The following is a 3,879-nucleotide window of genomic DNA, read 5'->3' on the forward strand; positions in this document are numbered from 1 at the left end:
TTCAATGGACAGGGATTTAAACGCAGCAATTAACTTATCGAGGTTGGCTAAACCTTGAAAGCTTACTGAGGGATAACCGCTCCCATGCTCCCATTGAAGTAAGAAATAAATGTCTAGACTTGTCTAGGATTTATATAGCAGCGTACTCTAAAATCTGTGTTGAGAAGCCGGAACAGCAATTGAGGATTTTCAGTCATTTGGGGTGAGGAAAATCCAAAATTGCCAATCTTAACTATTCTACAGACACCATGACTACCGTGATGTTATCATGTCCACCCTGGTGTTTGGCGGCTGTAATTAGCCCATGAGAAGCTGTTTTTAGTTCGGGAGAGTGGCGGAGGTGATCCGCAATTTGCTGATTATTCAGTTCTTCGGTGAGTCCATCGCTACATATTAACAGGCGATCGCCCAATTGAACATCTAGGGGTTGGATATCAACTTGATGTAAGTCTATTCTGCCCAAACAACGAGATAATACATGGCGGTAGGGGTGACTTCGAGCTTCCTCTTCAGTAATATCACCGAACTTAATAGCCCGAGACACCCATGTATGGTCTTCAGTCACCTGTTGTAATTGGGACTCTCGAAACCGGTATAACCTGGAATCACCAACGTGAGCGCACCAAGGGGAATTTGAGGGGCGAAAAATCACCACCACAGCAGTAGTACCCATATCAGAGCGTTGAGGATGCTGTTGCTGATCCTCTAAAATGGCTTTATTTGCTTGCCATAGGGCATTTTCTAACAATTTGGGAGTGGGTTGATCGCTATTCCATTGGGAGAGTAAAAACCCTGTTATTTCGTCGGTGGCGATGCGACTGGCTTCCTCACCCCCTGCGTGTCCCCCCATACCATCAGCAACAATAAAAAATCGCCCATCAGGGTCGACATAGAAAGCATCTTGGTTACTAGAACGAACAAGTCCCGGATCGCTAGAACCGGTGAAGTTAAGTTTCATAATTTTTGAGCACAATTAATATGTCCGGTCATAACGGTCGAGGCGTGAAAGCAAGCGAATCATTATAACTGAGACTGCGGCTGCAATCAAACCAGCTAGCACCGCCGGCCATACATAACGATTAACTAATAAAATTGTAGCCGAAAGAGTGAATCCACTGATAATTAGGGCGTAGGTTGTGCCTAGTTGAATATTACTCTGTCTTCGGAGTAAACGTTCCGTTTCTATAGAACGCACACGCACGCGCATATCTCCGCGTTCTAATTTTTCCAATGTATCTTCTAATCTCCGGGGTAACCCCAATGCAGTGCTACTAACTTGCACTGCTTGCCGACTTAACTCATTGATAAAGCTGTTATTATCAGAACCATTCATATTTGTTATTAGTTGCATGGCATATGGTTGGGCAACTTCCATAAAGTTAAAATCTGGATCTAAGCCTTTACCTACCCCCTCCAGAGTAGAAAAGGCTCGCATGACAAAAGTGAAGGTGGCGGGAAATCTAAATGGCTGATTATAGGCTATTTCATACAGGTCGTCACTGATGGCGGACACTGATTGATTTTCAAAGGGTTGGTCCATGAAATTGTCCAACATATATTGGACAGAACGCCGTACTGGCCCCATGTCATCTGTAGGTGCGATCGCTCCTAGATTTATCAGAGATTGAACCACGCGATCGCCATCTTTTTGAGCGATTCCAAACAGCGTTTCCATCAGTCCTTCACGCACATTAGACTTAATTTGTCCCATCATGCCGAAGTCGTAGAAAATTAAATCGCCATTAGGACTCACCGCAATATTTCCGGGGTGAGGATCAGCATGGAAAAAGCCATTATTAAGCAATTGTAACAAGTAAGCTTGAGCGCCCTGACGTGCTAGCACCTTGCGATCTAAACCCGCAGCTTCTAAAGCCTCATATTGGCTAATTTTAATTCCGGGGACATATTCTAAAGTCAACACTCTAGGTGAAGCATAACGCCAATACACTCTAGGTACTTTTACCCATTCATAGCCGCGAAAGTTGCGACGAAAAGTATCAGCATTGCGACCCTCATTGAGATAATCAATTTCTTCCCAAAGAATACGACAACACTCATCGTAAATCCCTAGCCAGTCTCGCCCCCGTCCCCATTTGGGGTGGTTTTGAAAGTAGCGGGTAATACCCTTGAGAATTTGTAAATCGATTTCAAACAGCTTCTTGAGTCCAGGGCGCTGTACTTTCACCACCACCACCTCCCCGGTGTGCAATACAGCTTTGTGTACTTGGCCCAAACTAGCAGCCGCCAGGGGAATAGGTTCAAAATCCAGGAATAATTCCGGAATTTTCTTACCTAATTCTTGCTCAATACTGGTTTCTACTTGCTCATAACTAAATGCTGGTACTTTGTCCTGTAACTTAGCCAACTCTTCTACATATTCGCCGGGGAATATATCAGCACGGGTAGAAAATAACTGCCCGACTTTAATAAAAGTTGGCCCTAAGTCCAACAGGGTATTACGAATCCAGACTGCTTGGGCTTTGCGTCTAGCAGCTTGCTTTTCCTCAGTTATACCGCCGGGGTAACTCCAGGATTTGTTGTACCGCCAGAGTTTGAACATTAAGGTCAAGACAAAAGACCAGATGTCTACAAAGCGCCGTCTACTAGAGTAATTTTCCCGATTCCAACGGTATGCCTGATCTGAATAACCTGTTTCCATATTTTTTGTGTACCGTTGGTTGTTAACCAAATCACCTGAATGAAAAGACACACTGAATCCTGAAATATTGACCAGCCACTGTCATGTAATCATGACTAATCAGGAAGTTTATACAGAACTACTGCGATAACGCTGTAATTCATTACGCAAGAGGGCAATTTCTGCCCTGAGTTCGTCAATGGTGGCTTGGACATCCACAGCATCAGCACCAGAAGACCCAGAACCTGGGGTGCTGTGACCAGCGGCTTCAGCTGCCCGATTTGCCCGTTCTAAGACCTGTTCTGTGAACTGGCGCATTTGCTCTCTGGCTTCGGCCTCTAATTTGCCCAAATCGCTCAAAGCGTCGGTTATAGCCACTTCTAGGCGCTCATTAATTACTTCTGCTACAGCTCTGCCTACAAAAAAGGCTTGTACAAGAGGGTTATTCATAAATTTTTGTTACGTTGCTCCGCAAGAAAATTATAACTTGCCTCTCTGCTTTAGTGCTGCTGTTAAATAGCGAGAAATTTGAAAATCAAGACCTGTAACTAATTGTAAAATATTTTATTAACATGCGTAAATCTTATTAACTCACCATTTATTGAGTAGTAGCCTAGTTGACAATTAAATAGACAAACCTATACAATTATCTACAAACCTATAAGTGTATTTATGTTTAAACCTCATGAGTTTGCAAAGAAAATTGGGGTGTCAGTCAAGACATTACACAGTGTTGAGGTCGAGCAATGCTTTTATCCATTAAAACAAAGTTGAAACTGAGTAAAACCCAAGAAATAATAATGAATAAACACGCAGGTATTGCCAGGTTTACTTATAACTGGGGTTTAGCGACTTGGAATAATCTTTATAAAGATGGATTAAAGCCCAACAAATATATTCTGAAGAAATTCTTTAATAATCATGTTAAACCTGAGTTTGAGTGGATTAAAGAAAAGGGTATTTGTCAGAAAATAACTCAATATGCTTTCGACCATCTAGGCGATTCTTTCTCTAGATTCTTTAGCGGTAAAGGTGGATATCCTAAGTTTAAAAACAAAGGACATCGCGACGCTTTTACCATTGATGCTGGAGGTAAGCCAATTCCAGTAGGCGGCAAATCAATAAAGCTACCGACGATTGGAAGGGTAAAAACTTATGAAGGCTTGCCACACACAACCTGTAAATCAATCACAATATCAAAGACTGCTAATAGCTGGTTCATTGCTTTTGCTTACGAGCAA

4 protein-coding genes are annotated in these 3,879 nt (G+C 42.6%); 1 reads left to right on the forward strand and 3 read right to left on the reverse strand.

Features of this window, described 5'->3' with window-relative positions; all coding sequences use genetic code 11:
* Positions 1 to 232: 232 nt before the first annotated feature.
* From PN457_RS13510 to PN457_RS13520, 3 genes are all read right to left on the reverse strand, one after another.
* Complete coding sequence (locus PN457_RS13510; RefSeq protein WP_271733879.1) at positions 233 to 958, reverse strand: Stp1/IreP family PP2C-type Ser/Thr phosphatase; 726 nt, start codon at positions 956 to 958, stop codon at positions 233 to 235.
* 15 nt (positions 959 to 973) lie between these two features.
* Entirely contained in the window at positions 974 to 2,659 is a 1,686-nt protein-coding gene (locus PN457_RS13515; RefSeq protein WP_271733881.1) for an ABC1 kinase family protein, read from the reverse strand.
* Between the two features lie 108 nt (positions 2,660 to 2,767).
* Positions 2,768 to 3,088, reverse strand: a complete 321-nt coding sequence (locus PN457_RS13520) for a DUF6825 family protein (protein ID WP_271733882.1) — start codon at positions 3,086 to 3,088, stop codon at positions 2,768 to 2,770.
* Between the two features lie 296 nt (positions 3,089 to 3,384).
* On the opposite strand from PN457_RS13520, the gene PN457_RS13525 reads away from it, so the two are divergent.
* The coding region (locus PN457_RS13525) for an RNA-guided endonuclease InsQ/TnpB family protein (protein ID WP_271733883.1) at positions 3,385 to 3,879 on the forward strand (495 nt) is incomplete at its 3' end.

Origin of the sequence: Anabaenopsis arnoldii (assembly GCF_028331025.1) — a bacterium.
Lineage (GTDB): Bacteria > Cyanobacteriota > Cyanobacteriia > Cyanobacteriales > Nostocaceae > Anabaenopsis > Anabaenopsis arnoldii.